Here is a 6,462-nt window from a genome sequence, read left to right as displayed (position 1 = left end):
GATTAGATAAATTAGAAAAATAACAAGAACTATAAAAATAAGTGCAATTAATGCAAATCCGATGATAATGAGCTGGCTTGCGAGATTCATCATATTTTTCCTCCTGAACTGGCTAAATCTATTTGGTGTTAATATGCTCCAAGATGAGTGTAATTATTCAATGGGAGCTCTTTACAGAACCAATTATTTTTTTATATAAAAACGTATTAAATAATATTGGTAATAAAAATAAAATGAGTGCGGTCCCATACGAATTGAGCCGAAAATTAGCAGATTCATCTGATAAAGCCAACATGAAAATAAGACGAACAGTCATATCCTTTTTATGAATCCCATACGTTAAAACGAGGTAGGGAAATAGGGGAGAGAATATGTAATTTTATTACGGTCCACAAATACTTTTACGTATATTGGATGAGGCTAAATTTTGGAAGCATCAAGAAGAAGAGCATACCGTTGTCATTCGTGAGCTAGTTTCTAATTCGGAATCGAATTATGTGAATGCTTTAAAGGAATGGGAGAAGGTATTGGGAGAAACACACCAACATGTTGTCCGGTATATTGAATCTGTTACTCGTTCAGGGTCGTATGTGCCAGCGCAGCTTTATCAGCAAGTGTTACAACTCACTTCTTTAGCTTGGAATTTATTAAGCTATGCCAACAAATCAAAAACGAAAGCAAGGCAGTCGGTGAAAATCCAACAGCAAAGGTTGTGTTGAATCATATCATTAGAGAATCCGAATATTTTGTTGGAATCGCCCAATCCTTGCTTTATAGTGAAAATAAGAGTTTATGATTTACAGAGATAAGGAAATGAAAAAGGGGGTAGAATCTTTGGGTGTACTTGATGTGATAAAAGGAAGAAGAGAGATTGTCCGCTTTGAAAGTAAAGAAATTCCCGCTGAAATTTTAGAACAGGTTGTGGATGCGGGATACTATGCTCCAACGGGGAATAATTTACCTTCAAGAGAATTGATTGTAATAACTAAAAGAGAAAGATTAGACAAGCTATCTGAAACAACACCATTTATGAAATGGTTGAAAGAAGCTACTGCAGCAATCATTATTACGGGAAGACCTGGTGAAAGCAAATATTGGTTGCAAGATGCTTCAATCGCCAGTTCTTTTATTTGGCTTACAGCTACAGATTTAGGGTTGGGACTGGCTTTTGGAGCGGTCTATCACTCAGAGGATCAAGAAGAATCCGAAAGACGGGAACGATATGTAAGAGAACTTGTGGGGATCCCTAATAATCGTAGAATTGTAGCTGTTTTGGGCATGGGCTATCCATTGGAGGCCCCTCAAAGAAAAAAACATCAATCACGTGAAAAGATTGTTCATATTGAAAAGTTTTCAAGTGACGAAACGAAAGAATAGGGGAGAAAATTCCCCTTTTTAATGATGAGGGAAAATCCAATTTGACTAAAAGTGAAGAAGGAATTCCCTAATCAATATTATTTCTCCTTTTCCATCCATACATATAAAAAGCTTATTCTCCAACAACACTCCTTCCTTTGCAAGAAAAGTTCGAGCTGTTTTAAGTGTATTGACTACTAAAAAAGTTCGTCTGAAAAAGCAAGTGTTCTGAAGCTGAAGCAATTACATTATTTTTAAAGCAGCCTGTAGCTCTATAGGGTATTTCTAAAATAAGTCTCACTCTGTTAAAGCTCGTTCATCTATAAGTAACGAGTTTTTTTATGCGTAATTAAAGAAGATTGTTGAACTCTTACATTTTAGCTACATAATTTTTTAGTTGAATAGCCACCATAGAAGGAGATATTTCGAATTTATAATGGAGGAATGGTCTTGAAAGCTTCGGATTTATTTGTACGCTGTTTAGAAAATGAAGGGGTTCAATATATTTTTGGCATTCCTGGAGAGGAAAATACGGATCTTGTTGATTCTCTTATTGGCTCTGAAATTGACTTTATTTTAGTCCATCACGAACAAGCAGCAGCTTTTATGGCTGATGTATATGGGCGTTTAACTGGAAAGCCGGGTGTCTGTTTGGCTACACTTGGGCCGGGTGCAACCAATTTATTAACAGGAGTAGGAAATGCTTATTTAGATTACTCACCTGTTGTCGCGATTACAGGTCAGGCAGGTCTTGAACGTATTCATAAACAGTCCCATCAGTATGTGGATATTGTTGGTGTTTTTGAAGAAACAACGAAATGGAGCCAACAAATTCATGTGCCTCACACAATACCGGAAATCATTCGAAAAGCGTTTAAAACGGCCCTTCTTGATAAACCTGGCGCCGTTCATATTGAGCTTCCGGAAGATGTGGCGCTGATGGATACAGAAGGAGAACCAATTCCTGTGACACGATTACCCATCTCCCGTCCAGCTGAGGAAGAAATCAAAAAGGCAGCAGAATTGATTAACCGTGCTAAAAGACCGATTATTTTAGCTGGAAATGGGGTTATTCGTGATGGAGCAACAGACGCGTTACGCCAGTTTGCCGAAGCGAAAAATATTCCGGTAGTTAATACGTTTATGGCAAAGGGGGTGCTGCCTTCCGATCATCCATTGACCCTATATACAGTTGGCATGCAAGCAAGGGATTATGTGCTTTGTGGCTTTGATCTTGCTGATGTCATTATTACGATAGGCTATGACATTGTCGAATATTTACCGAAATATTGGAATGATGAAGCGATGAACCCGATTGTTCATATTGATAGTTTGCCTGCTGAAGTCGATGCGTATTATCCAGTCCAAGCCGAATTAGTCGGTGATGTTAAAGAAACGATTCAAGCTTTAAACAGCTATGTTGAAGAAAAAGAACTTTGGTCAAAGGTAACACAGTTAAAGAATCAGTTGGTTGAGAAACTGCATGAGTCTGATGAGGTATCCGGCAGCCCTGTTATTCCACAAAGAATTCTTGCTGACTTAAAAAAGGCGGAAAAAGGAGAAGCGATTGTCATTTCGGATGTGGGCGCTCATAAACTATGGATTGCTCGTATGTATCAGCCAGAAAAGCCGAATCATGTCATTATTTCCAATGGATTTGCCTCAATGGGGATTGCTGTTCCCGGCGCCATTGCTGCAAAACTAGCACAGCCGGATAAACCGGTCATTGCGATTACCGGTGATGGCGGCTTTCTAATGAATGGTGTTGAACTTGCCACAGCAAAACGTTTAGGTCTTGCGATTGTCATTATTATTTTTCATGACTCTAAATTTGGTTTAATCGAGTGGAAACAACTGAATAAATTTAATCGATCCAATGCTATTCAATTTGAAGATCCGAATTTTATTGAGTTCGCTGAAAGTTTCGGTGTGAAAGGAATTAAGGTGAAGCATTCGGATGACTTGCTTCCTGCATTAGAAGAGGCCATTCAGAGCCAAGATATTGTCCTAATCGATGTGGATGTCGATTATTCCGAGAATGTTAAATTATCCCAAACGCTTGGTGATTATATTTGTAAATTATAAGAATGAGGTGTGATGAAAGATGAGGCAAAAATGGCAATTATGGATTGGTGGAAAGTGGCGGGAGGCGAAAACTTATGAGCCTTTATATAATCCGCATACGAATGAACTATTAACTGAAATTGGACAGGCCGAACCTGCGGATGCCGTAGAAGCAGTGGTTGAAGCGCATACGGCTTTTCAGAAATTCCGGGAGTATCCGGCACATCGTCGTGCTAAGATTTTAGCAAGAGCGGCCACGATTATGGAAGAACGTAGTGAAGAATATGCCAAAATCATTTCTTTAGAATCGGCCAAAACGATTCGCAATGCCCGTGAGGAAATTAATCGCACCGTTCAAACGTATCGTTTCGCAGCAGAAGCGGCTAAAAGCAATTATGGAACACAAATTCCAATGGATGCTGCAGAAGGAGGGGAGAAACGTTTTGGTTTTACAACTCGGACGCCAATTGGTGTGGTGACGGCGATTACTCCGTTTAATTTTCCATTCAATCTCGTAGCGCATAAAGTGGGACCAGCTATTGCGGCCGGAAATTCAATTGTGTTAAAACCAGCTGAGCAAACACCGATTAGTGCACTCGTCCTTGCTGAGATTTTTAAAGAGGCGGGGCTTCCAGAAGGGGTATTGAATGTTATTCCTGGGAAAGGCGATGTTTTGAGTGAAGCATTAACGACTCATCCGCATGTGAAAAAAGTGACGTTTACAGGCAGTGTAGAGGTGGGGCATCTGATTCAGCAGCAAGCAGGTTTTCGTAAATTGACACTTGAACTCGGCTCCAATTCCCCTTTTATTATTGATGAAGGGGTAAACATTGATAAAGTCATTGAACGGAGTGTATTAGGTGCTTTTTCTAATAATGGACAAGTGTGTATTTCCATTCAACGAATTTATGTTCATCAATCACTTTATCAACAATTTTTAGAACGGTTCGTTAGCCGGACGAAGCAACTTGTTGTCGGTTCACCGCTTAATGAGGATACGAATATTACGGCGGTCATTTCGAAAAAATCATTGGACCGTCTGCAAAGTTGGATACATGAGGCTGTACAAGAAGGGGCTACAATTGAATGCGGCGGAAATGTAGAAGGAAATGTATTATATCCAACTGTATTAACGAATGTAAACCGAGACTCCAAAGTGTTTCGTTTTGAAGTATTTGGCCCTATTGTTTGTGTTTTTCCGTTTGCTACGTTAGATGAGGCGATTAAGGATGCGAATGATTCCCGCTACGGATTAAACTCCGGAGTGATGACACCAAGTATTGAACGAGCATTTTATGCAGCGGAACGGCTTGAAACGGGTGGAGTTGTCGTCAATGATATTCCAACCTATCGGATTGATAATATGCCTTATGGCGGCTGGAAGGATAGCGGCGTTGGTAGAGAAGGGGTTAAATATGCAATGGAAGAAATGATGGAGCAAAAATTTATCAGCTTTAAAATTGGTGATGAATGAACGTAGTAGCTTGTGATGAGTGCTTGAAAAGGCACTTAAAATGGCCTCGAATAGTGGGTTCTTTGAAAAAGACCCATTAATCGAGGCTTCTCTATAGGAAATGTTTCATGAGCGTTGAATGACAGAAGAAGAAAAGCTTTTAATTAATTGCTGTAAGTTTCTGTGTCCTTCTCGTAGTTTAATCGTTTCTTCGAGAATTTTGTGAAAGCTTTCTAAATCTTTATCCGATGCATTTAATACGGCTTTTGGAATTGTTTCGGCAATTTGTTGTATAGTCAAATCCGGGCTCATAAACAACGACCACCTTCCCACTGATTTGTTGGACATTGTTTTGTCCTTTTTAATACTTTATAGAAAGAACCTGTATTTTCCTGCAAAATGTCCCCCTAAATTAATCTACATATATCGGGAAATTTTTCAGATCAAGTCCTTTTCTTAAGGTTCTGTTAAATTCGATGCACTTTTATTAGTAATAGGTTGTATTGCTGCTATCTTTGTTTATTATCGATTTGGAAAGTTAAAGTTGACCAAGAAAGGCGTTGAAAAGGAAAAACAGGAGCATCGTTTACATGCGTAAAAAATGATTACTATTTTGAAAGAGAATGTACCAGAATAGACCTGGTACATTCTTTTTTCGTTCTCTCTTATGAAGACGAACATGAGCTGCAAGACGAACAGCTGGATGTATCTAATCCGCTGTCGTTATGGCTAGAAGCGGAATCGTTGGAGTTTCCAGAGTCTGTAGAGTCGCCGCCAAAAATGTCTTTAAATTCATGCTTTGTATCTTCATCAGCCTCGACATAAGCAAAGTAAGCTGGACTCGCATTGTCGGTCTGTTCATATTGTTTCTTCCAGTGAAGATTTCCCTCTTTTTGAGCGTCTTTTAATTTTGCTATGAAAAATTCAAAGGTTTGTTCCGCTTCTTGGCTCGTATTCGTGCGCATATAGGTTTGCTTTAAACTTGCTAGTTCACGAGATGTAAATTCATTCAAGAAAGAAATGCCTTTATCTTCTTTAAAAAATTTTCGCCAAATTTTAAGTGAAATCATGTCTACGGTAAATAGCTGTACATAATAAAAATCAAATAAAGTGCGTTCTGTCGGTTTCCATGTTGGCTGTTTGTGCGGGATATGCTCGATTTTGTGTCCGATAAACGTTTGGCAGAACTGATTGTATTTGTTTGGATTCTCTAACATGAGATGCCAAAGCTCATCGACTTTATCATGAAACATCTCTACTTGTTTAAAAATAGCGGCTAATACGAAATACCTTTTTAACTCTCGCCAAAGCTCATTTACTTGTCGTTGCGAATAGCGCGGAAATTTCAAGCGAAACTCCGTATTGACCTCTTCCATATATTCTGGATTTAGAGCGACATGTAAGTGTTTAATCAAATTTACATGGACTGTTTCTAATTCATGAATCGCTAATGTGTCTTCAAAGTTTTGGCGGAATTCTTCTTGATAGCGTTCTCGTTTATTCTGCTTCCAACGCTTTTTGATTGCAGAGAACCAACTCATTGTCCTCCTCCTTTTGTTGGGCCTTTTAGTGAATTATACCATTGATTG

6 protein-coding genes are annotated in these 6,462 nt (G+C 38.9%); 4 read left to right on the top strand and 2 right to left on the bottom strand.

The window, feature by feature from the left end; translation table 11 throughout:
• The first annotated feature begins 410 nt into the window (after nucleotides 1-410).
• The 4 genes from V7068_RS07660 (at nucleotide 411) to V7068_RS07645 (ending at nucleotide 4,894) form a co-directional block, all read left to right on the top strand.
• A complete protein-coding gene (locus V7068_RS07660) occupies nucleotides 411-719 on the top strand; it encodes a DUF2935 domain-containing protein (protein WP_499711988.1) in 309 nt (102 codons plus the stop codon).
• Nucleotides 720-834: 115 nt separating this feature from the next.
• Nucleotides 835-1,377, top strand: a complete 543-nt coding sequence (locus V7068_RS07655) for a nitroreductase family protein (protein WP_499711986.1) — start codon at nucleotides 835-837, stop codon at nucleotides 1,375-1,377.
• A 429-nt stretch (nucleotides 1,378-1,806) separates the two neighbouring features.
• Nucleotides 1,807-3,441 (top strand): acetolactate synthase large subunit, encoded by a 1,635-nt coding sequence (locus tag V7068_RS07650; protein ID WP_499711984.1) that lies wholly within the window; start codon nucleotides 1,807-1,809, stop codon nucleotides 3,439-3,441.
• Nucleotides 3,442-3,460: 19 nt separating this feature from the next.
• Entirely contained in the window at nucleotides 3,461-4,894 is a 1,434-nt protein-coding gene (locus V7068_RS07645) for an aldehyde dehydrogenase family protein (RefSeq protein WP_499711982.1), read from the top strand.
• Nucleotides 4,895-4,999: 105 nt separating this feature from the next.
• Here V7068_RS07645 and V7068_RS07640 read toward each other — a convergent pair whose 3' ends face one another.
• Together V7068_RS07640 and V7068_RS07635 are read right to left on the bottom strand one after the other, a co-directional pair.
• Nucleotides 5,000-5,185, bottom strand: coding sequence for a hypothetical protein (locus V7068_RS07640; RefSeq protein ID WP_127759877.1), 186 nt, complete (start codon nucleotides 5,183-5,185; stop codon nucleotides 5,000-5,002).
• Between the two features lie 353 nt (nucleotides 5,186-5,538).
• Nucleotides 5,539-6,414, bottom strand: a complete 876-nt coding sequence (locus tag V7068_RS07635) for a UCP032817 domain-containing protein (protein ID WP_499711980.1) — start codon at nucleotides 6,412-6,414, stop codon at nucleotides 5,539-5,541.
• Nucleotides 6,415-6,462: the final 48 nt, after the last annotated feature.

The organism is Bacillus sp. JJ634 (assembly GCF_036962285.1).
Lineage (GTDB): Bacteria > Bacillota > Bacilli > Bacillales > DSM-1321 > Peribacillus > Peribacillus asahii_A.
This window is presented reverse-complemented; position numbering and strand designations above follow the sequence as displayed.